The organism is Pseudomonas sp. Y24-6 (genome assembly GCF_020295325.1).
In the GTDB taxonomy this organism is placed as follows: Bacteria; Pseudomonadota; Gammaproteobacteria; order Pseudomonadales; family Pseudomonadaceae; genus Aquipseudomonas; species Aquipseudomonas gregormendelii.
Map to the genome: position 1 here is coordinate 16,030 of NZ_JACBXG010000001.1, position 21,036 is coordinate 37,065.

General features: G+C 62.4%; 16 protein-coding genes. 11 read left to right on the forward strand and 5 right to left on the reverse strand.

The genetic code is table 11. The annotated features are described in order from the left end of the window. Nucleotides 1-134: 134 nt before the first annotated feature. Genes HYI44_RS00075 through HYI44_RS00085 form a run of 3 tightly spaced genes read right to left on the reverse strand, consistent with a single transcriptional unit; the run spans nucleotide 135 to nucleotide 3,703 of the window. Nucleotides 135-1,028, reverse strand: coding sequence for a LysR substrate-binding domain-containing protein (locus tag HYI44_RS00075; protein WP_122839641.1), 894 nt, complete (start codon nucleotides 1,026-1,028; stop codon nucleotides 135-137). A 6-nt stretch (nucleotides 1,029-1,034) separates the two neighbouring features. Beyond that, nucleotides 1,035-3,239, reverse strand: a complete 2,205-nt coding sequence (locus HYI44_RS00080; protein ID WP_263868169.1) for a xanthine dehydrogenase family protein molybdopterin-binding subunit — start codon at nucleotides 3,237-3,239, stop codon at nucleotides 1,035-1,037. Continuing rightward, on the reverse strand, nucleotides 3,239-3,703 hold the full coding sequence (locus HYI44_RS00085; RefSeq protein ID WP_225568431.1) for a (2Fe-2S)-binding protein: 465 nt from the start codon (nucleotides 3,701-3,703) through the stop codon (nucleotides 3,239-3,241). The genes HYI44_RS00080 and HYI44_RS00085 overlap by 1 nt, the downstream gene beginning before the upstream one ends. Before the next feature lie 118 nt (nucleotides 3,704-3,821). Between HYI44_RS00085 and HYI44_RS00090 the strand changes: the two genes are divergently transcribed. The 8 genes from HYI44_RS00090 to HYI44_RS00125 all read left to right on the forward strand — a co-directional run bounded on the left by HYI44_RS00090 (nucleotide 3,822) and on the right by HYI44_RS00125 (nucleotide 13,237). Continuing rightward, nucleotides 3,822-4,712 (forward strand): LysR substrate-binding domain-containing protein, encoded by an 891-nt coding sequence (locus HYI44_RS00090; RefSeq protein WP_318653918.1) that lies wholly within the window; start codon nucleotides 3,822-3,824, stop codon nucleotides 4,710-4,712. A 402-nt stretch (nucleotides 4,713-5,114) separates the two neighbouring features. Then, nucleotides 5,115-6,044: an amidohydrolase family protein gene (locus tag HYI44_RS00095; protein WP_122839637.1), complete on the forward strand. Its 930-nt coding sequence runs from the start codon at nucleotides 5,115-5,117 to the stop codon at nucleotides 6,042-6,044. Between the two features lie 4 nt (nucleotides 6,045-6,048). Next, the gene (locus HYI44_RS00100) at nucleotides 6,049-6,954 is read left to right on the forward strand and encodes an amidohydrolase family protein (RefSeq protein WP_045060517.1); all 906 of its coding nucleotides are present in this window, start codon (nucleotides 6,049-6,051) and stop codon (nucleotides 6,952-6,954) included. A gap of 254 nt (nucleotides 6,955-7,208) precedes the next feature. Further along, a complete protein-coding gene (locus HYI44_RS00105; RefSeq protein ID WP_225568433.1) occupies nucleotides 7,209-8,594 on the forward strand; it encodes a UbiD family decarboxylase in 1,386 nt (461 codons plus the stop codon). After that, nucleotides 8,591-9,238, forward strand: coding sequence for a UbiX family flavin prenyltransferase (locus HYI44_RS00110; RefSeq protein WP_225568434.1), 648 nt, complete (start codon nucleotides 8,591-8,593; stop codon nucleotides 9,236-9,238). Before HYI44_RS00105 ends, HYI44_RS00110 begins: the two co-directional genes overlap by 4 nt. Nucleotides 9,239-9,310: 72 nt before the next feature. Beyond that, nucleotides 9,311-10,348, forward strand: coding sequence for a CobW family GTP-binding protein (locus HYI44_RS00115; RefSeq protein WP_122839635.1), 1,038 nt, complete (start codon nucleotides 9,311-9,313; stop codon nucleotides 10,346-10,348). A gap of 132 nt (nucleotides 10,349-10,480) precedes the next feature. Further along, a complete protein-coding gene (locus HYI44_RS00120; protein ID WP_122839634.1) occupies nucleotides 10,481-11,836 on the forward strand; it encodes a nucleobase:cation symporter-2 family protein in 1,356 nt (451 codons plus the stop codon). 12 nt (nucleotides 11,837-11,848) lie between these two features. Further along, nucleotides 11,849-13,237: an amidohydrolase family protein gene (locus tag HYI44_RS00125; protein WP_225568435.1), complete on the forward strand. Its 1,389-nt coding sequence runs from the start codon at nucleotides 11,849-11,851 to the stop codon at nucleotides 13,235-13,237. A 104-nt stretch (nucleotides 13,238-13,341) separates the two neighbouring features. On the opposite strand, the gene HYI44_RS00130 is transcribed toward HYI44_RS00125, so the two are convergent. Both HYI44_RS00130 and HYI44_RS00135 read right to left on the reverse strand, forming a co-directional pair. After that, a complete protein-coding gene (locus HYI44_RS00130; RefSeq protein WP_225568436.1) occupies nucleotides 13,342-14,625 on the reverse strand; it encodes a Zn-dependent hydrolase in 1,284 nt (427 codons plus the stop codon). A gap of 171 nt (nucleotides 14,626-14,796) precedes the next feature. Then, nucleotides 14,797-16,281: an NCS1 family nucleobase:cation symporter-1 gene (locus HYI44_RS00135; protein ID WP_122839631.1), complete on the reverse strand. Its 1,485-nt coding sequence runs from the start codon at nucleotides 16,279-16,281 to the stop codon at nucleotides 14,797-14,799. Between the two features lie 551 nt (nucleotides 16,282-16,832). Here HYI44_RS00135 and hydA point away from each other — a divergent pair. The 3 genes from hydA to preA all read left to right on the forward strand — a co-directional run bounded on the left by hydA (nucleotide 16,833) and on the right by preA (nucleotide 21,010). Further along, nucleotides 16,833-18,272: a dihydropyrimidinase gene (hydA, locus tag HYI44_RS00140; protein WP_225568437.1), complete on the forward strand. Its 1,440-nt coding sequence runs from the start codon at nucleotides 16,833-16,835 to the stop codon at nucleotides 18,270-18,272. Nucleotides 18,273-18,367: 95 nt separating this feature from the next. Then, nucleotides 18,368-19,735, forward strand: coding sequence for an NAD(P)-dependent oxidoreductase (locus HYI44_RS00145; RefSeq protein ID WP_225568438.1), 1,368 nt, complete (start codon nucleotides 18,368-18,370; stop codon nucleotides 19,733-19,735). After that, nucleotides 19,736-21,010 (forward strand): NAD-dependent dihydropyrimidine dehydrogenase subunit PreA, encoded by a 1,275-nt coding sequence (preA, locus tag HYI44_RS00150; RefSeq protein WP_122839628.1) that lies wholly within the window; start codon nucleotides 19,736-19,738, stop codon nucleotides 21,008-21,010. Nucleotides 21,011-21,036 lie beyond the last annotated feature (26 nt).

Consider the following 21,036-nt stretch of genomic DNA (forward strand, 5'->3'; position numbering starts at 1 on the left):
TGGATCTCCACTGATATATCCGCACCAACCCGTGGTGCTCTGTGAAGATGTCGACCGCAGCCATTGGCGTAAGTGCGAATAAGTCTTGTAGCAGCTGTGTGAGCAAGGCTTGCTCCCACAGCCCTAGGCAGCGTCTACCGGGTCGCGCCTTCGACGACCAACTCGCGCAACGTATCCAGGAACAGCTTCAGCACCGGCGATTCATCGTCGGCGCGGTAGGTGGCGTAAAGCGGCACCTCGGGCAGAGCCGGGCTCAACCGACGGAACACCAGCCCGGCGGGCGCCAGCTGTTCGATCGAGGCTGGCAGCAAGGCCACCCCGAACCCTGCGCGGACCAGGCTGAGCAAGGTCTGTACCTCGATCACCTGCTGGCGGATCTGCGGGGTGAAGCCGGCCTTGATGCAACACTGGAAGAGAAAATCGGCAAACCTCGATTGCTTGAGTTCCAGTGCCACGAAAGGTTCTGCCGCGAGGTCGGCGGGCGCCAGCAGTTCGCGTTGCGCCAATGGATGGTCCACCGGCATGACCACCCGGATCGGCTCATAAATCAGCAGTTCGTTACGCAGGCCCGGATCGTCGTAGCCGACCCGAAACACGCAGGCGTCAATACGCTTTTCCTTCAAGGCCTTGACCTGAGCCGCCGGGGTCATCTCGTGCAACCGCCAGTTGACCTGCGGATAGCGCTCGCGAAACAGGTGCAGGGCCCGCGGCAGCACGCCGACCATCACCGAGCTGATCATGCCGATCTCCAGCTCGCCCAACTGGCCGCGACCGGTCTGGCGGGTCAGGTCCAGCGCGCGGTTCAGTTGTTCGAACACCAGGGGCGCCTGCTCCTTGAGCATCTGCCCCGCCGCCGTCAGTTCGACCCGATGGTGGCTGCGCTCGAACAGCGGCGTACCGAGTTCTTCCTCCAGCAGGCGGATCTGCTGGCTCAGTGGTGGCTGACAGATGTGCAACCGCGCCGCAGCCCGACCGAAATGCAGCTCTTCGGCCAAGGCCATGAAATACCGCAACAAGCGCAGGTCCATGGCGGCTTACCCAAGAGTCAGTGGTGTCGAGCGCTGACGCACGCCCGTCAGGCTGAACAGCGCGTTGGCAATGGCCGGGGCCACCGACGGGCTGCCCAGCTCACCGACGCCCCCTGGTTTGCCCGGTTCGCCGTCGAGCACCAGGATGTCTACCTGCGGCATGTCGGACATGCGCGGCACCCGGTAATCATGGAAGTTGCTCTGCACCACCTGGCCCTGCTTGATGTCCATGCGGTCGAAAAGCGCGTGACCAAGGCCCCACATCAGGCCGCCGTAGATCTGTTCCTCGACGCCGCCAGGCGACACGGCCAGACCGCAATCGACCACGCACGTGAGCTTCTCCACGCGAATCACTCCGTCCTTTCTGGCCACCCGCGCCACCACGGCGATATAGCTGGTGTAACCCTGATTGGTGGCAATCCCCAGGGCCGTGCCTTCCGGTAGCGGCTGACCCCAGCCCGCGCGCTCGGCGGCACTTTTGAGCACCGCGACATGACGCGGCCGCTCGTGCATGTGTGCCAGCCGGAAGGCCAGGGGATCCTCTGCCGCACCCCGCGCAAGCTCGTCCATGAAGCTTTCCACGGCGAACACGTTGGGGATGAAGCTCACCGAGCGATACCAGCCGCTCGGCACCTGGCTTTCGTGCTTGACCCAGACCAGGTCCAGGTTCGCCGGACGATACGCAAAGTCCCACGCGGTGAGCGCTTCGGTGGTGCTGTAGTCCATGCGGTCAGGCCGTTCAAAATAGCCCGGCTCCCACTGCTCCGGCGAGGCCGGCGACACGGCTTCAAGGCGCAAGGCCGTCAGGCGGCCCTGGGCGTCCAGTGCGCCTTTGGCCCTGTGCAACGTGGCCGGGTGCATGAACAGCGAGCGCATTTCATCTTCACGGCTGTTCATCAGCTTCACCGGGACCTTGGCCTGTTGCGCCAGGTACGCCACTTCGAACAGCCAGTACTTGGCCTCCCGTGCGCCGAAACTGCCACCGGAGACCATCTCATTGATGGTGACCTTGTCCTTGGCGATACGGCACACCACGTGCGCCGCCTCCAATGCCGAAGACGGTACCTGCACGCCGCCCCAATAGGTGATGGCGTGGTCCTTGACCTGGGCGGTGATGCAGATCGGTTCCAGAGGGTTCTGGACTTTGCAGGGCATGCGGTAATCAGCTTCCAGCAGCCGCGCCGCGCCCGGCCATTGAGCATCGACATCACCCGCCTGCATCGCCGTGACCCGCAGCGCGGTTTTATCAGCGAGTGCCGCCGCCTGGGCTGTGGCCAGCTGATCGCTGTCGAGCCCGGCGAGGGGCGACTCGCTCCATTGCACCACCAGTAGCGCCCGCCCCTGCTGCGCGGCCCAGTAAGTGTCGGCCAACACCGCGACACCTTCCTGATTGCCGCCGAGCACGTCGGGACGGCCCGGTACAGCGATCACCTTGCGCACACCCGGGACCTGTAATGCTGCAGTGCTGTCCACCTTCAAGACTTTCGCCCCCACCACCGGGGTGCGCAGGATCAGCGCCACCAACAGGTCGGGCAATTGCACATCGATGCTGTACTTGAAACGTCCGCAGACCTTCGCCGCCGCATCGCGTTTATGGCGCAATTTGCCGATGTACTTGAACTGCGCGGGGTCCTTGAGCTTGACGGCTGTGGGCGCCGGCAAGTGCGCGGCCACACTCGCCAGTTCGCCATAACCCAGGCTGCGCTGGCTGGTGCTGTGGACCACCCGGCCCTCCTCGGTGGTGCAGCTGTCAGGGCTGACCTGCCACTGCCTCGCCGCTGCCGCGATCAATAATGCTCGAGCGGTGGCACCCGCCATACGCAAGCGATCAAACTCCAGCGACACGCTGGTGCTGCCCCCGGTGGAATAGACTTTCCACACCGGGTGGATATAGGTTTCGAAGAAGGGGTTTTCCGGCGAGATGACCTGCACGGTCATCGGGTTGACGTCCAGCTCCTCCGCCACGCACGCGGCCAGTGCAGTGTGGGTGCCGGTGCCGGAATCGTGTTTGTGCACCACCAGTTTGACCGTGCCATCGGGCAATACCCGCACCCAGGCATTCGGCTCAAAGGCAGTGGCAGGTGCCGGCGCTTTCGGGTCGCTGGCGCTGATGCCGGCGGGCAGGTAGAAGGCAACCGCCATACCCGCAGCAACGGTGGCGCTGTGCTTGAGAAACTGCCGGCGCGGCAGTTCGATCCAGGTGCTCGTCATCACGCCTCCTTCGGCGCATTGGCTGCGCGCTTGATCGCCTTGTTGATGCGCCCGTACGTGCCGCAGCGGCATAGGTTGCCGGACATCGCATCGCGGATCGACTCATCCGTGACCGCCGCCCCGGTGATGAGCAGCGCCGCCGCCGACATGATCTGGCCGGATTGACAGTAGCCGCATTGCGGGACATCTTCGGCAACCCAGGCCAGCTGCAGCGGATGCTGCCCGGTGGGCGACAAGCCTTCGATGGTCGTGATGCTGTGCCCCGCCACCGCCGCCACCGGTAACTGGCAGGAACGCACTGCGACCCCGTCCAGGTGCACCGTGCAGGCACCGCACAGCCCCATGCCGCAGCCGAACTTGGTGCCGGTGAGTTTCAAGTGGTCACGCAACACCCATAACAAGGGCATGGAGGGCGCAGTCTCTACCAGCTCGTGTCGTTCGCCGTTTACCGTGAATTCGATCATTGTCAGGCTCCAAAAGAGCGGCCCGTCTTTGTGCGGGCCTGGTGATCGAATAGTGGTAACCCCAGGCCAATCGGGCCAGCGACGATTTCTGCCACCCTGTGTAAGTAGGACTAACAGCATGTACAAACGATACCCGTCGGTACAGTCCATGAGCGCATTCATCCAGGCTGCGCGCAGCGGCAGTTTTTCCAGCGCTGCGCGCAAGCTCGACTTGACCCACAGCGCCATCAGCCAGCAGATCCGTGCCCTGGAAGACTTCATCGGCCAGCCGCTGTTCGTGCGCGAAGGCGGTGGCAGCAACCTGACCGATGCCGGCCAGTTGTTCGCCAGCGTGCTCTCTGACGGCCTGGCACAAATCGACCGTGCGTTGTCCTCAGTGAAGAACCGCAGCGTGGCGCAGCGGCTGACGCTCGATGTCGACAGCGAGCTGGCGCAGAGCTGGCTCAACCCACGCTTGCCCGAGCTTCTGGATTTACTGCCCGGGCATGAAGTCGTGATGCTGTCGGTGCCACGCTCGGATCGCACTTCGTTCGAGCGGGTGGACCTGGCATTGCGTTATGGCTATGGCGACTGGGAGGACTGCGAGATGACGCAGATCTGCGGTGACCGGGTCATGGCGGTGGCCTCCCCCGGACTGCTTGAGCGGCACGCTATGCAGCTGCCGATGACGCCGGCGCAGGTGTTGCAATTGCCGTTGCTGGGCTACACGCGCCGGTCGTGGATTCCGTGGCTGGATGCCGCAGGATTAACCCCCACCGAGCCGGCCGCGCGGGTTATTTTCGATAATGCGGCGAACCTGATAGCAGCGGCTGAAGCGGGGGTCGGTGCGGGATTGGTGCGTGGGCTGCTGGCGGCGGATGCGTTGCGCGCGGGGCGCCTGGTTGAACTGAACACCGCGCAGATCCCGGCGCATTACAACTTGTATGCGGTGTGGCCGCCGGGGCAAGCCGAGCGCGTGGCGCCAGTGGTTGAGGTGATCAAGCAGCTGGCCTTGCGTACACAATCCTGACGCCATCGCTGGCAAGCCAGCTCCCACAGGGATCAAAGTGTTGACCCAGCCTTTCTGACAACACAAAAACCTGTGGGAGCTGGCTTGCCAGTTCCACAGGGATTAAATTGTTGACTCAGTCTTTTCTGGCAACACAAAAACCTGTGGGAGCTGGCTTGCCAGCGATGAGGCCCGCCCAGTCAATACGAAACCATATCGAACGCATATCACCCCCCCGCCCAATTAATATTGTACGAACCCTCCCCCCCTTCCAATACTCCTCCCCAAGCAGCCAGCGTCCCGAGCCGGATGCGACCAGGCGAGGGAATGCGCAGCCTGCTGCGCATAGAAATGGCCGATTGCCCGGACGTGGCTGCTAGCGAACCGCAAGGTTCCCTTTCCGCTATCAGGAGATCGACTTCAATGATCATCGATATCAGCTGCTATCCCACCGATCTGGTGGACCTCGCCTGGAGGCATGACGGTGACCCGTTCACCGGCGAGCGTCTGCTGGAGATGATGGATGGCCCGTACATGGTCAACGGCAAACCTCGCCGCATCGACAAAGCCTTCATCCAGCCCCCCCAGGGCAACACCATCTACACCTGGACCGACGGCGACCTGACAGGTCGCGAGTCCATCGACGCCTACATGGCCTACACCCTGAAAATGGTCCAGACCTACCCTGATCGTTTCATTGGCTGCTTTGTGTACAACCCGCGTTGCGGAGTGCAGAACGGCGTCGAAGCAATCGAACGCTACGTCAAGGAACACGGTTTCAAGATGGTGCAAATGCAGGCCAACATGCATGCCTATCGCCCGGACCGCGCCTTGGACTGGGTGCGTCCGGCCTTCGAGAAATGCGCCGAACTCGGCATCCCGGTCAAGCTGCACACCGGTGATGGCCCCTACAGCATCCCGTCGGAATGGGTGCCGATGATCAAGGAATTCCCCAACGTCGATTTCATCATGGCGCACTTCGGCGTGCAGACCGGTGGCGTCTACGTGTTCGAACCCATGCAATGGGCCATGGAACTGCCCAACGTCTACTGCGAATCAGGCTGGTGCCTGCAATCGCGGATCGTCGAATTCGCCAAGGTGCTGCCCACCCACAAAATCCTCTTCGGCACCGACACCCCCCCCAACGAGCCGGGCATGTGGCTGCGCCTGCTGGAAGTGCTGTGCCACGAGCCGCCGCAGGGCCTGAACCTCGACGAGGACACCCTCGAAGACTATCTGGGCAACAACACCGCACGGATGATCGGCCTCGAGCCGACTGCGCCGCCGCGTTCCGTGTCCGAAGCCGAGGCGCAACTCAAGCGCCCCGTCACCACCCCACTGGCCAGGAGCTGAATCGATGATCATCGACACCCATCTGCACCCCACCAACCTGGTCGACGAGGCCTGGCGCCACACGGGCGAACCCTTCACCGGTGAGCGCATGCTCAAGCTGATGGACGGCCCCTACATGATCAACGGCAAACCTCGCCGCATCGACATGGGTTTCATCCAGCCGCCACCGGGCAACACCGGCTATCGCGACGGTAACCGCCGGGGCCGCGAAGGCGTGCGCGACTACATGTCGTACATTGCCGAACTCTGTGTGAAATACCCCGATCGCTTCATCGGCAACTTCAACTTCAACCCGCGCTGGGGACCGGAGAACGGCGCCGCGGAGCTGGAATTCCACATCAAGGAATACGGCTTCAAGATGCTGAAATTGCACGCCAACATGCACGGCTATCGCCCCGATCGCGCACTGGACTGGCTGCGCCCGGCGATGAAGGTCTGCGCCAAGTACAACATCGTGGTGCTGATCCACACCGGCGACGGCCCGTACACCATCCCGACGATGTTCTACCCGATCATCCGCGAGTTCCCGATGGTGAACTTCATCATCGGTCACTTCGGCATCCAGACCGGCGGCAACTACTCGTTCGAAGCGTTCTGGATGGCGATGGACACGCCCAACGTGTACTGCGAATCCGGCTGGTGCTTCCAGTCGCGGATCGTCGAGTTCGCCAAGGACCTGCCGCGCAACAAGATCGTGTTCGGCACCGACTCGCCACCCAACGAACCGGGCATGTGGCTGCGGGAACTGGAGGTGTTGTGCTCGCCGGCGCCCCAAGGCCTGGGCATCGATGAGGATCATCTGGAGGACTACCTGGGCAACAACATCGCCCGGCTGTGCGGCATCGAACCGACGCCGCCACCCAAGGACCTGATCGAGGCGGACATCCGCCTGACTACCACTTATTTGTAGATCGGCATCACACAGAACCCTGTGGGAGCCAGCCTGCTGGCGATGGCGGCAGCACAGTCAAAATCATGTCGACTGGCCCACCGGTATCGCCAGCAGGCTAGCTCCCACAGGTTCTGCGCCAATCCACAACATTGCGGTACAGCGACTTTACAGGCGCGAAGATGAACCGGCATTCGATCGACCGGCGGGCCAACGGCTTGTCGATCAAACGTCGCCCTCAACCCTGCGCGCCTGCTTTTTTTCGAGGTGAAACCATGACCGTTTCGACGCTTGGCGATACCCAGGATTTCCACGTTTTCATCGACGCCTATCGCCGGTTGTTCCCGGACGACGTGCTGACCATTCACGACCCCCTGAGCGCCGACCAGGACGTCACCGCCCTGGTCGACGCCCTCGCCAGCCAGGGCCGCGATCCGCTGTTGATCTGCGAACAGGTCGGCAACCTCGGCGTGCCCGTAGCCACCAACCTGTTCGCCTCCCGCAACCGGATCGCAAAAATCTTCGGCGTCACCGCGGCGCAACTGCACGAGACGTTCCAGGCGCGCGCGAACCAGCCCATCGCACCGCGCTACGTTGAAACCGGCCCGGTGCTGGACGAAATTTTCGAAGGCGAGGCCGTGGACCTGGCCTTGTTGCCGATGCTCAAGCACTTCGACAGCGACCGCGGCCCCTACATCACCAACGCGATCATCATTGCCGAGGATCCGCTGACCGGCATCGCCAACATGAGCTATCACCGCTCCATGCGCCATGCCCGGCAGACCCTCGCCACCAGCCTGCACTCACGGGGTCACCTGTGGCGCATGCTGCAAACCGCCCGAGAACGCGGGGAAGAATTGCGCGTGGCCATGGTCGTCGGCGCCCATCCGCTGTTCATGCTCGCCGCCGCTGCGCGGTTACCTTTCGGCAGTGATGAGCGGGCAGTCGCCGGCGGCCTGTTCGGCGCCCCGCTGGAGCTGGTCAAGACCCCACGCTACGGTATCGGCGTGCCGGCGTTCGCCGAATTCGTGCTCGAAGGTGCGATCGACCCGACGGCCTATGCCGAAGAAGGTCCGTTTGGCGAGTTCAGCGGTTATTCCTCGGACCGTTCGACCAACAACGTGCTGCGCGTCGACACCCTGATGCGCCGCAAGGATGCCTGGCTGGTGGACGTGGTCGGCGGGCGTTATGCCGAACACCTGACCCTGGCGCGGCTGCCCCGGGAAGCGGAAATGAGCGAAAAGCTCAAGGCGCGCTTTCCCGCCGTCACCGCCGTGCACTACCCCAACTCCGGTACGCATTTTCATTGCTACGTGGCCCTGGACCAGAGCCGCGACGGCGAAGCGCGGCAGATCATGCTGGCGCTGCTGGGCTGGGACCCTTACCTGAAATCGGTGATCGCGGTGGACAGCGACATCGACATCAATGACGACAGCCAGGTGCTCTGGGCCTTGGCCACGCACTTCCAGCCGCATCAGGACATCTTCGTCATCGACGGCTTGCCCGGCAGCCCCCTGGACCCTTCGTCCTCGGTCAACGGCACCACCTCGCGCATGGGCCTGGACGCCACCCGCGGCGCAGGGTTTGACGGCATCAAGGCACAGCTCGACCAAGCCGTCCTGGAGCGCGCGCGCAGCCTGCTGCAGGGTTATCGGTCATGAATCGCCAGCGCCTGGTGGTCGGTATCAGCGGCGCGTCCGGGTTTATCTACGGCGTGCGCCTCCTGGAGTTGCTGGCCAGGCTCGACATCGAAACGCACCTGGTCATCAGCCGGGCCGCATTGCTGACCATGGCCCATGAAACCGACTACAAACTGGCGGACGTGATCGCCCTGGCCAGTCACTACCACCGCGCAGACAACGTCGCGGCGGGCATCGCCAGTGGCTCGTTTCGTTGCCTGGGCATGGTGGTGGCGCCCTGTTCCATGCGCACCCTGGCGGAAATCGCCACCGGCACCTCCGCAGGCCTGATAGGCCGCGCGGCCGATGTGACCTTGAAGGAGCGCCGCACTCTGGTGCTGATGGCCCGGGAAACGCCGTTGACCCTGGCGCACCTGCGCAACATGACCGCCGTCACCGAAATGGGCGGGATCATCGCCCCGCCCGTCCCGGCCTTTTACGCCCGTCCGCAAAGCCTTGCGCAAATGGTCGATCACAGCCTGGGTCGGGTCCTCGACCTGTTCGGCCTGGACGCCGGCACCGCGTTGCGCTGGGGTGAATCAGACCTTCATTCATTGAAAAACAAAACCTGTGGGAGCGAGCCTGCTCGCGATGAGGCCGCAACAGCCAGCATCGGTATCGACTGATCCAGCGCCATCGCGAGCAGGCTCGCTTGCACACTGCAGTACCCCGACCCATTGGTTCCAAAGGAGCATCACATGAACAGCCCATTCAACGCCCCGACCCCGAACCGCAAGATCCCGGTGACCATTCTCACCGGCTTTCTTGGCGCCGGTAAAACCACCCTGCTGAACTACATCCTCAAGGAAAACCACGGACGCAAAATTGCCGTGATCGAGAACGAATTCGGTGAGGTCGGGATAGACGGCGACCTGGTCCTCAGTTCCGAGACCGAGGAAATCTACGAGATGGTCAACGGGTGCGTGTGCTGCACCGCCGAGGTCCGCGAAGACCTGGTGCGCATCGTTCGCGAACTGGTGGCGCGCCCCGTACGCCTCGACCACATCCTGATCGAAACCAGCGGCCTGGCCGACCCGTACCCGGTGGCACAGAGCTTTTTCATCAACGATCCCATCGCCGATGAAGTGGAACTGGATGCGATCGTGACCATGGTCGACGCCAAGCACATCGCCCAGCATCTGGAAGACCTGCAACTCGATGGCGTCGACAACCAGGCTGTGGACCAGATCGTCTGCGCCGACCGGATCGTGATCAACAAAGTCGACTTGGTGAGCAGCGCCGAGTTGCACGCACTGAGCGAAAAAATCCGTGGCTTGAACGCGACGGCGGACCTGGTGACCTCCAGCTACGCCGAAATCGACCTGACGAAAATCCTCGGCATCGGCGCCTTCGAGTCCACGCAAAAACTCATGGAAATCGGCGCCGAACATGACCATCACGCCCACGAACATCATCACGAACCGGATCACGCCCACGACCCCAGCGTCTCGTCGGTAGGCATTGCCGTGGACGGCGCGGTGAACCTTGGCGCGTTCCACCGCTGGATCAGTGAATTGCGCACCGCTCAGGCCGACAACCTGTACCGCATGAAAGGCGTACTGGCGGTGCAGGACCAGGACCAGCGCTACGTACTGCAAGGCGTCCACAGCCTGGTGGAGTTTCGCGCATCAACCTTGTGGGGCACCGAACCGCGCTCCAGCAAGATCGTGTTCATCGGCCGCGACCTGGACCGCGCGGCGCTGAACCAGGGCTTTGCCGCCTGCCTGGCAGGCTGAAACAGCGGCATCGGAGCCGGTGGATGGCGGCTCCGGGCATACGGATGCCTGACACCTGTGGTAGCCCACAGGTATCAGGCATCAGCACGAATACCCCTCTCTACAGCATAAAAACAGCAAGAGGTGATTCCCATGTCGTCAGCCACTCCCCCTTCAACCATCCACCCGGTCGACCAGGTTCTACCTGTGCGCCAAATGCTCACCCTCGGCCTGCAACACATGGCCGTCTCGTACATAGGCGCCATCGCCGTGCCGTTGATTGTCGCCAGCGCCTTGAAAATGTCCCAGGCCGATACCGTGGTGTTGATCAGCACCACGTTGTTCTGCTCGGGCATCGCCACGCTGTTGCAAACCGTGGGCTTCTGGAAATTCGGCGTACGCCTGCCGATTCTGCAGGGCGTGGCCTTCAGCAGCGTCGGCCCGGTGATCGCCATTGGCAGCAACCCGGAGGTGGGGTTTGCCGGGGTTTGCGGAGCGGTGATCGGCGCAGGGATTTTTACCATGCTGGTCGCGCCCTTCATCGGCCGATTGCGGCGCTATTTCCCGCCGGTGGTCACCGGCTGCATCGTCACCGTGATCGGCCTGCAGCTGTTCCCGATTGCCTACGAGTGGGTCGGTGGCGGGCGTCACGCCAGCGATTTCGGCGCGCCGGCGTACCTGGCTGTCGCCGCCGTGGTGCTGTTGACCATCCTGCTGGTCAACCGCTACGGCAGCCCGATGCTGCGCAACATGGCAGTGCTGGTGGGCATGCTGGTGGGTGCGGGGCTGGCCTACGGGCTGGGCATGGGCAGCTTCAGCAGCGTCGGCGATTCGCCCTGGCTCACAGTGCCCTACCCGTTCTACTTCGGCCTGCCGACCTTCAGCCTGATCCCGATCGCGACCATGGTGGTGGTGATGATTGTGCAGATGGTCGAGTCCATGGGGCTGTTCGTCGCGATTGGCGACATCGTCGACAAACCCGTGGAAGAAAAGCAGGTCATCAACGGGCTGCGCGCCAACGGCCTGGCGAGCACCATTGCCGGCATGTTCGCCGCCTTTCCGTTCATTGCCTTCATGGAGAACGTCGGCCTGGTGATTCTCACCGGCGTGCGCAGTCGCTGGGTAGTGGCGATCAGCGGATTGCTCATGTGCACCGTGGCCCTGGTGCCCAAGGCCGGGGCAATCATCGCCTCAATGCCGACCGCAGCCCTGGGCGGTGCCGGGATCGCAATGTTTGGCGTGGTCGCGGCCGCCGGCATCCAGACCCTGGCCAAGGTCGACTACGAGCGTAATCGCTACAACGTGCTGATCGTCGGTTTCACCATCGCCGCCGCCCTGGTGCCGGTGCTGGCCCCGGCGCTGTTCAAGCAATTGCCCGAGTGGAGCCAGCCGTTCCTGCACAGCAGCGTGGTGATCGCCTGCCTGGTGTCAGTACTGCTTAACGCCGCCCTCAATGGCGTCAGCGCGCCAGACAACGCCGCCAGCAAACCCGCCTCCCATAGCCTTTGACCGGAGAAGCCCATGACTCAACTTCAAAACATCCTGATCAAAAACCCGCTGGAGGTGATGACCGGCCTGCGCGGCGAACGCGCCCGGGCCGGCAGCGTCGACATCCGCGTGGTCAACGGGCGCATCGCCGAAATGGCCGCCGGACTGCAGGCGCAACCCGGGGAGCGGGTGATCGATGCCCGTCATTGCCTGGTGTATCCAGGCTGGATCAACACCCACCATCACCTGTTCCAGAACCTGCTCAAAGCCGTGCCCGAGGGGTTGAACCAGGACCTGCAAGGCTGGCTCGCCAGCGTGCCCTACCCGCGCCTCAACCGCTTCACCCCGCAGCTGTCGCGCATTGCCGCGCGGCTGGGCATGGCCGAGTTGCTGCTGTCGGGGGTGACGACCTGCGCCGACCACCACTACCTGTACCACGCCCACGGCACGACCGAGACCGGTGACCTGCTGTTCGACACGGCGGACGAATTCGGCTTGCGCTTCGTGCTGTGCCGAGGGGGTGCCCTGGAGTCGGCAAGTGCACACCCCGGCTTTTCAAAAACCGCGCTGCAGCCGGAGTCGCTGGACCAAATGGTCGGCGACATCGAGCGCTTGAAATCGCGCTACCACCAGGACATTCCGGACGCCATGCGCCGGGTCGTGGTGGCGCCGACCACGCCCACTTTCTCGCTGCCGCCCACCCTGCTGCGGGAACTGGCTCATACGGCTCGTGGCCTTGGCCTGCGCCTGCACACGCACCTGTCGGAGACGCAGAACTACGTCAATTTCTGCCGCGAGAAATACAATTGTCTGCCGGTTGAATTCGTTGCTGAGCACGAGTGGCTCGGCCCGGATGTCTGGTTCGCCCACGCGGTGCACCTGCAACCTGGCGAAATCCGCATGCTCGCGCAGACGGGCACCGGTGTTTCCCACTGCCCGGTGAGCAACGCCCGACTGGGTAGCGGTATCGCGCCAGTGCCACAGATGGCCGAGGCCGGCGTGCCGATATCACTGGGCGTGGATGGGGTGGCGTCGAACGAGTCCGGAAGCATGGTCGGTGAAGCGCATACCGCCTGGCTGATTCACCGGGCGGAACAAGGCGCGGGCGCCACCACCGCCGAAGACGTGATTCACTGGGGCACTGCCGGCGGCGCTCAGGTATTGGGCCTCGGCGCAGTGGGCACACTGGAGATCGGACAGGCAGCGGACCTGGTGATCTACGGCCTGGATCACCCGCGCTTTTTCGGCTTCCACGATCTGGCGGTAGCACCGGTGGTCGCGGGCGAACCGATCACCGTGCGCTACAGCCTGGTGGGTGGCCGGGTGGTGGTCGATGACGGCGTGATCCCGGGGCTCGACCTGGAGCGCATGCGCGCCGAAGCCTGGGAAGGCGTGCAGCAACTGATGCTCGTCGAGGACTAGCCCCGCCAGGAGCTGCCGCAGGCTGCCATCTCTTGATCTTGCGCCGCTTTCGACGCAGCCAAGAAGATCGCAGCCTGCGGCAGCTCCTGCGGGGACCTCATCATTCAAGCCGCCAGTTGCCCCCCTGCAATCGCCGCCGAAGCCGCCAGCATTGCCCGCAACAACACCGCACACCCAGCCGCCAGGTCATCCGGCGCCGCGTTTTCGATCTCGTTGTGGCTGATACCGCCTTCGCACGGCACGAAGATCATCCCCGCCGGCCCCAGTTCGGCGAGGAAGATCGCGTCATGCCCCGCGCCACTGACGATGTCCATGTGCGACAGACCCAGCCCTTGCGCCGCATTGCGCACCGCGTCGACACAGCCTTGCTCGAAATACAGCGGCGGAAAATCCGCCGTGGGCGTCAGTTCGTAGCTCAGGCCATGTTGCTCGCAGGTAGCTTCGATCACTTGGCGAACTTCGGCAATCATCGAATCCAGGCGAGCCGGTTCCAGGTGCCGGAAGTCCAGGGTCATGCGCACTTCGCCGGGAATGACATTGCGCGAGCCTGGATAGGCTTGCAGGCAGCCGACCGTACCGCAGGCGTGAGGTTGATGACCCAGGGCGGCACGATTGACCGCTCCCACGATAATGGAGGCGCCGACCAGGGCGTCCTTGCGCAAGTGCATTGGCGTCGGGCCGGCATGGGCTTCGACTCCGCGCAGCTTCAGGTCGAACCACTTCTGCCCGAGAGCCCCCATAACCACGCCGATCGTCTTGCGCTCATCCTCAAGAATCGGGCCTTGCTCGATGTGCGCTTCAAAATAGGCACCGACCGCGTGGCCACTGACCTTGCGAGTGCCGGCATAGCCGATGGCATTGAGTGCTTCGCCCACGGTGACGCCGTCGGCATCGACTTTGGCCAGGGTTTCCTCCAGCGTGAATTTTTCCGCGAAGACCCCCGAGCCCATCATGCACGGCGCAAAACGCGAGCCCTCTTCGTTGGTCCAGACCACAACCTCCAGCGGGGCCTCGGTTTCCACGCCCAGATCGTTGAGCGTGCGCAGCACCTCAACGCCGGCCAGCACACCAAAGCAGCCATCGAACTTGCCACCGGTGGGCTGGGTGTCGATGTGGCTGCCGGTCATTACCGGAGGCAGGTCCGGATTGCGCCCGGGACGGCGGGCGAAAATATTGCCGACCGCGTCGATGCTGACGGTGCAGCCCGCCTCTTCGCACCACCTGACAAAGATATCCCGAGCCTGGCGATCAAGGTCAGTCAGGGCCAGGCGACAGACACCGCCTTTGACCGTGGCGCCAAGCTCGGCCAGTTCCATGAGCGACTGCCACAGGCGATCGCGGTTGATGTGCTGATGGGTGGACTGCAGAACGTCTACAGCAGCGTTCATGTTGATCTCCTCAGGCGACTTGTTATTGGTTGATGCAGATGCTTTTTTCGGTGTTCGCACTGCCGTCCTCATCGCGGGCAAGCCCGGCTCCCACAGGTGCGTGGTTTCCCCAGTAGTGATGTCTGACACCACCCCTGTGGGAGCCGGGCTTGCCCGCGATGAGGCCGGCACTTACACCGCAGATTTCGCAACAGACGGGTCAGGTCGCATCGAACACAACCCGTAATAAATCAACCCGCCCAAGGCCGAACCGGTAAACCAGCCATAACTGTAGAACCAGCTGAACGCATCGCTGCCCAACGACAGCAAGGTCAGCGCCACCGGCACCCCGAAGGCGATAAAACCGAACCAGTTCCAGGCCGGGTACACGTCATCGCGGTACAGCCCTGCCAGGTCCAGCTGCTGTTTCCTGATCAGGAAATAATCCACCACCATGATCCCGGCAATCGGCCCCAGCAAACTCGAATAACCGAGCAACCAGTTGGAATACACCGTCTCCAGGCTGACGTCGGAAACGATCAAGCCAAGCTTCTTCAACAGTTCATGGGCCATCAGCACCAGCCCGACCACCCCGGTCAGCAACACCGCCTTGGTGCGGTTGATGACCTTTGGCGCAATGTTCTGGAAATCGTTGGTCGGCGACACGATATTCGCCGCAGTGTTGGTCGACAGTGTCGCGATAATGATCAGCGCCATGGCCAGGGCGACCCACACCGGACTCTGGATATGGCCAATCAACGTCACCGGATCGGACACGGTCACCCCCACCAGCTTCACCGAAGCGGCGGTCATCACCACACCCAGGGCGGCGAACAGGAACATGGTCAGTGGCAGGCCGATAATCTGCCCGACTATCTGGTCCTTCTGGCTCTTGGCATAACGGCTGAAATCCGGAATGTTAAGGGACAAGGTCGCCCAGAAACCGACCATCGCGGTGAGCCCGGCGGCGAAGTAACTGACAACGCTTGCCCCTTCCGGACGCTTGGCCGGGATCGCCATCAATTCGGTCATCGACACGTTGGGCATCGCCCACACCAGCAGTCCCACCCCCACCAGCACCAGCAAGGGCGCAGACAGCGTCTCCAGCCACTTGATCGACTCGGCACCGCGGATCACTACCCACAGGTTCAAGGCCCAGAACACCATGAAACCGATCACCTCGCCGGTGCCGCCCAGGGACTTCCAGCCCTCGAACACCGAACCGAGGAACAGGTGAATCGCCAACCCGCCGAACATGGTCTGGATACCGAACCAGCCACAGGCCACCAGCGCCCGAATCAGGCAGGGAATATTCGAGCCGAGAATGCCAAAAGAGGAACGCAGCAACACTGGAAAAGGGATGCCGTACTTGGTGCCGGGAAACGCGTTCAACGTCAGCGGGATCAGCACAATGATGTTGGCAAACAGAATCGCCAGCAACGCCTCGCCAACACTCAGGCCGAAATAGGCGGTGAGCACGCCACCGAGGGTGTAGGTCGGCACGCAGATCGACATGCCGACCCACAATGCCGTGATGTGCCACTTGTTCCAGGTTCGTTCGCGCACCTTGGTCGGTGCCATGTCGTGGTTGTAACGGGGACTGTCGAGGACGTCGGTGCCGGCTTCCAGCTCATACAAGCCGTTGCGCTCGGTCACTTGCGATCTGATCTGTTGCATGGCCGCTCCACTGTTATTTTTGATTATCTTGCTCATCAGGGGCTGGCGACATCAATAAACATGCCGATTGCCCCGCTTGCGCATCGGGCAGATCCATTAAAAAGCGTTAACTCTCTGAAACTCATCATGTTTATTTATATAAACAAACGGTCCTCGGGACACTGCCCGGCGCTCAGGCCGGCTACCAGGCAAAGTTGTCCAAACCGTCAGGACTCAAACTGGTGCATCAAACTTTTTTCCGCGCTTTGCGGGTTAACCATAGACGCTTCTCAAGCAGCTGATTTCACATAAGAAATCTCGTCTATTTTGGCATCCTGTCAAGTGCGTCAAAATGGTGAAAGCCTGAACCAAATTGGTGATTTCAGATTTAAATCGTTATTTATCAGACACTTAATAAAGACATAAGCTTATAAAAAATAATCTTGCTCATTCTTCGAACTCGGACTAGTTTCTATTCCTGACAGCGCTGACAGGAATACACCTGTTTGCGTCTGGTTCATATAAAACATTTAGAACCGGCACCAGTCGGTCTTGCCTGCGAGGAACTCGGAATGTCTCTGTTGATCCGTGGCGCCACCGTTGTAACCCACGATGAAAGTTACCGCGCCGACGTCTATTGCGCCGACGGCGTGATCAAAGCCATCGGTGATCAACTGGATGTTCCGGCAGGTGCCGAAGTGCTGGACGGCAGCGGCCAGTACCTGATGCCCGGTGGTATCGATCCGCACACTCATATGCAACTGCCCTTCATGGGCACGGTGGCCAGCGAAGATTTTTTCAGCGGCACGGCGGCAGGGCTTGCCGGTGGCACCACCTCGATCATCGACTTCGTGATTCCCAACCCGCAGCAATCGCTGATGGAAGCCTTTCACCAATGGCGCGGCTGGGCAGAAAAATCGGCAGCGGACTACGGCTTCCACGTCGCCATCACCTGGTGGAGCGAGCAGGTTCGCGAAGAAATGGCCGAGCTGGTCAGCCAGCACGGGGTCAATAGCTTCAAGCATTTCATGGCCTACAAGAACGCGATCATGGCGGCCGACGATACCCTGGTGGCGAGTTTCGAACGCTGCCTGGAACTGGGCGCCGTGCCGACCGTGCACGCGGAAAATGGCGAGCTGGTGTATCACCTGCAACGCAAGCTGATGGCCCAGGGCATCACCGGGCCGGAAGCGCACCCGCTGTCGCGGCCTTCACAGGTGGAAGGTGAAGCGGCCAGCCGGGCGATCCGCATTGCCGAAACCCTGGGCACGCCACTGTACTTGGTGCATGTCTCGACCAAGGAAGCCCTCGACGAAATCACCTATGCCCGCAGCAAGGGCCAGCAGGTCTACGGCGAGGTCCTCGCCGGGCACTTGCTGCTGGACGACAGCGTCTATCAGCACCCGGACTGGAACACTGCCGCCGGCTACGTCATGAGCCCGCCCTTCCGCCCGCGCGGGCATCAGGAGGCACTCTGGCACGGGCTGCAATCGGGCAACCTGCACACCACTGCCACCGACCATTGCTGCTTCTGCGCCGAGCAGAAAGCGGCCGGGCGCGATGACTTCAGCAAGATCCCCAACGGCACCGCCGGTATCGAAGACCGCATGGCCGTGCTGTGGGATGAAGGGGTTAACACCGGGCGTTTCTCGATGGAGCAGTTCGTGGCGCTGACCTCGACCAACACCGCGAAAATTTTCAACCTCTACCCGCGCAAAGGCGCCATTCGCATCGGTGCCGATGCCGACCTGGTGCTGTGGGATCCGCAAGGTACCCGAACCATTTCCGCGGCCACCCATCACCAGCAGGTCGACTTCAATATCTTTGAAGGCAAGACCGTACGCGGCGTGCCCAGCCATACGATCAGCCAGGGCCGCGTGGTCTGGGCCGATGGTGACCTGCGGGCAGAACGCGGTGCCGGGCGGTATGTCGAGCGGCCGGCATATCCGGCGGTATTTGATCTGCTGAGCAAGCGGGCTGAGTTGAATCAGCCAGTTGCTGTGAAGCGCTGAAATCCAGGCCTTCGGCCATTGCGGGCCAGCCCGGACGCAACAGAAAACCCACTGCCCACCAGAGGCAGCACCTCAATAACCGTGAGGCCAACACCGTGATCAAGAGTCTGAGCCACCTCCCGCATCCCCATGAGGATGCGGTCGCCCTCGCCGGTCATTTCACCGACCTGGCGCCCCCACTGAACGACCGGCAGGCGCACCTGGAGGCTTCGCGCTGCCTCTACTGCTACGACGCGCCCTGTGTGAATGCTTGCCCGAGTGAAATCGATATTCCGTCGTTCATCCGCAATATCCATGCGGATAACGTGCAAGGCGCCGCCCATAAAATCCTCTCCGCGAACATACTGGGCGGCAGTTGCGCGCGAGTCTGTCCCACGGAAATTCTTTGCCAGCAGGCCTGCGTGCGCAACAACGATCATGAGTGCGCACCGGTACTGATCGGCCTGCTGCAGCGCTACGCAGTCGACAACGCACACTTCAGCACGCATCCATTCTCCCGTGCGGCGGCTACCGGCAAACGCATCGCAGTGGTGGGTGCCGGTCCCGCCGGGCTGTCCTGCGCCCACCGCAGTGCCATGCACGGCCACGACGTGGTGATCTTCGAGGCACGGGAAAAGGCCGGCGGCCTCAACGAGTACGGCATCGCCAAGTACAAACTGGTGGACGACTACGCCCAGAAAGAGCTGGATTTCCTCCTGCAAATCGGCGGCATCGAAATCCGTCACGGGCAAAAACTCGGCGAGCACCTGACCCTCAGCGAACTGCACCAGCAATTCGACGCGGTATTCCTCGGCATTGGCCTGAACGCCAGCAAGCAACTGGGCCTGGCCCACGAAGATGCGCCGGGACTGCTCGCGGCCACTGACTACATCCGCGAACTGCGCCAGGCCGACGACCTGACCCAATTGCCCCTGGCTGATCGCTGCATCGTCCTCGGCGCCGGCAACACGGCCATCGACATGGCCGTGCAAATGGCTCGCCTCGGCGCCCGCGATGTCAACCTGGTGTACCGCCGGGGCGTCGAGGAAATGGGCGCCACGGGCCACGAGCAGGACATCGCCAAGGCCAATCAGGTGCGCCTGCTGACCTGGGCACAACCGGAACACGTGTTGCTCGATGACCTGGGTCAGGTGCGCGGCATGCGCTTCGCCCGCACCGCCCTGGTGGAAGGTCGTCTGCAAACCACCGGTGAAACCTTCGAACTGGCCGCCGACGCGATCTTCAAAGCCATCGGCCAGGCCTTCGACTCCGGCGCCCTCGCCGACCCACTGGCCCGGGAGTTGAAGCGCCAGGGCGAGCGCATCCAGGTCGATGAACAGCTGCGCACCAGCATTCCTGGCGTGTACGCGGGCGGCGATTGCACCAGCCTCGATCAGGACCTCACCGTGCAAGCGGTGCAACACGGCAAACTGGCCGCCGAGGCCATCCACACCCAACTCATGCTCAATGTGGAGGCTGCGTAAATGGCCGATCTCTCGATCAACTTCGCCGGTATCAAAGCCCCCAATCCCTTCTGGCTGGCTTCCGCACCGCCCACCGACAAGGCTTATAACGTAGTCCGCGCCTTCGAGGCTGGCTGGGGTGGCGTGGTCTGGAAAACCCTGGGCGAGGACCCGGCAGCAGTCAACGTGTCATCACGCTACTCGGCGCTGTTTGGCGCCAACCGGGAAGTCATGGGTTTCAATAACATCGAGCTGATTACCGACCGCTCCCTGGAAATCAACCTGCGGGAAATCACCCAGGTCAAAAAGGACTGGCCGGACCGCGCGCTGATCGTCTCGCTGATGGTGCCTTGCGTGGAAGAGTCGTGGAAATTCATTCTGCCGCTGGTGGAAGCTACCGGTGCTGACGGCATTGAACTCAACTTCGGCTGTCCCCATGGCATGCCCGAGCGCGGCATGGGCGCAGCGGTCGGCCAGGTGCCGGAGTACGTCGAACAGGTCACGCGCTGGTGCAAGACCTACTGCTCGCTGCCGGTGATCGTCAAGCTCACGCCCAACATCACCGACATCCGCGTCGCCGCCCGCGCCGCCCATCGCGGCGGTGCCGATGCGGTATCGCTGATCAATACCATCAACTCCATCACCAGCGTCAACCTCGAACGCATGGTCGCCAACCCGGTGGTCGGTAGCCAGAGTACCCACGGTGGTTACTGCGGTTCGGCAGTCAAGCCCATCGCCTTGAACATGGTCGCCGAAATCGCCCGCGACCCGCTGACACAGCGGCTACCCATCTCCGGCATTGGTGGCATCGGCTCATGGCGCGATGCAGCGGAGTTCATTGCGCTCGGCAGCGGCTCGGTGCAGGTGTGCACGGCGGCGATGCTGCATGGTTTCAGGATCGTCGAGGAGATGAAAGACGGCCTGTCACGCTGGATGGACAGCCAGGGCTACGCCAGCATCGCGGACTTTTCCGGGCGTGCGGTGGCTAATACAACGGACTGGAAGTACCTCGATATCAACTACCAGGTCATCGCCAAAATCGACCAGGAAGCCTGCATCGGCTGCGGCCGTTGCCACATCGCCTGCGAAGACACCTCGCACCAGGCGGTGGCCAGCCTCAAGCAGGCCGATGGCACGCACAAGTATCAAGTGATCGACGATGAATGTGTGGGCTGCAACTTGTGCCAGATCACCTGCCCGGTGCAGGACTGCATCGAGATGGTGCCGATCGACAGCGGCAAACCGTTCCTGGACTGGAACCACGATCCGCGCAACCCCTACCATGTCGCGGTCTGACCTTTAAACAGTAGAAGATCGCAGCC

What these genes read in the sequence shown, in the direction of transcription:
- HYI44_RS00075 (WP_122839641.1), bottom strand. Translation starts at nt 1,028, where the DNA reads ATGGACCTGCGCTTGTTGCGGTATTTCATGGCCTTGGCCGAAGAGCTG.
- HYI44_RS00080 (WP_263868169.1), bottom strand. Translation starts at nt 3,239, where the DNA reads ATGACGAGCACCTGGATCGAACTGCCGCGCCGGCAGTTTCTCAAGCAC.
- HYI44_RS00085 (WP_225568431.1), bottom strand. Translation starts at nt 3,703, where the DNA reads ATGATCGAATTCACGGTAAACGGCGAACGACACGAGCTGGTAGAGACT.
- HYI44_RS00090 (WP_318653918.1), top strand. Translation starts at nt 3,822, where the DNA reads ATGTACAAACGATACCCGTCGGTACAGTCCATGAGCGCATTCATCCAG.
- HYI44_RS00095 (WP_122839637.1), top strand. Translation starts at nt 5,115, where the DNA reads ATGATCATCGATATCAGCTGCTATCCCACCGATCTGGTGGACCTCGCC.
- HYI44_RS00100 (WP_045060517.1), top strand. Translation starts at nt 6,049, where the DNA reads ATGATCATCGACACCCATCTGCACCCCACCAACCTGGTCGACGAGGCC.
- HYI44_RS00105 (WP_225568433.1), top strand. Translation starts at nt 7,209, where the DNA reads ATGACCGTTTCGACGCTTGGCGATACCCAGGATTTCCACGTTTTCATC.
- HYI44_RS00110 (WP_225568434.1), top strand. Translation starts at nt 8,591, where the DNA reads ATGAATCGCCAGCGCCTGGTGGTCGGTATCAGCGGCGCGTCCGGGTTT.
- HYI44_RS00115 (WP_122839635.1), top strand. Translation starts at nt 9,311, where the DNA reads ATGAACAGCCCATTCAACGCCCCGACCCCGAACCGCAAGATCCCGGTG.
- HYI44_RS00120 (WP_122839634.1), top strand. Translation starts at nt 10,481, where the DNA reads ATGTCGTCAGCCACTCCCCCTTCAACCATCCACCCGGTCGACCAGGTT.
- HYI44_RS00125 (WP_225568435.1), top strand. Translation starts at nt 11,849, where the DNA reads ATGACTCAACTTCAAAACATCCTGATCAAAAACCCGCTGGAGGTGATG.
- HYI44_RS00130 (WP_225568436.1), bottom strand. Translation starts at nt 14,625, where the DNA reads ATGAACGCTGCTGTAGACGTTCTGCAGTCCACCCATCAGCACATCAAC.
- HYI44_RS00135 (WP_122839631.1), bottom strand. Translation starts at nt 16,281, where the DNA reads ATGCAACAGATCAGATCGCAAGTGACCGAGCGCAACGGCTTGTATGAG.
- hydA (WP_225568437.1), top strand. Translation starts at nt 16,833, where the DNA reads ATGTCTCTGTTGATCCGTGGCGCCACCGTTGTAACCCACGATGAAAGT.
- preA (WP_122839628.1), top strand. Translation starts at nt 19,736, where the DNA reads ATGGCCGATCTCTCGATCAACTTCGCCGGTATCAAAGCCCCCAATCCC.